This is a genomic window from Parvimonas sp. D9, from assembly GCF_035282565.1.
Taxonomy (GTDB): domain Bacteria; phylum Bacillota; class Clostridia; order Tissierellales; family Peptoniphilaceae; genus Parvimonas; species Parvimonas micra.
Window position 1 is genome coordinate 1 of record NZ_JAYKBM010000174.1, and the last position, 264, is coordinate 264.

Genomic DNA, 264 nt, shown 5'->3' on the forward strand with positions numbered 1-264 from the left:
GATCGTAATCTTACACAAGAACAATTGGGTAAATTGGTAGGTGTTCAAAAAGCACAAATATCAAAGTTGGAAAGCGGTGCAAACAGTGCAACCTTAGATACCATTATAAAAGTATTTAAAGCTTTACAAGCAAAAATTCAATTTACTGTTACGATTGATCAAAAAATGCTTAGGTTGAACTAACTCTATTTCCCTTCCAACAAATACCCCTCCCAACCTATCTTTATTACCACCAAACAATTTCAAATGCCGCACTGGTTATTC

General features: G+C 34.5%; 1 protein-coding gene. It reads left to right on the top strand.

Annotated features, from left to right (window positions below; all coding sequences use genetic code 11):
• The coding region (locus VJI94_RS08460) for a helix-turn-helix transcriptional regulator (RefSeq protein ID WP_324009044.1) at positions 1-183 on the top strand (183 nt) is incomplete at its 5' end.
• Positions 184-264 lie beyond the last annotated feature (81 nt).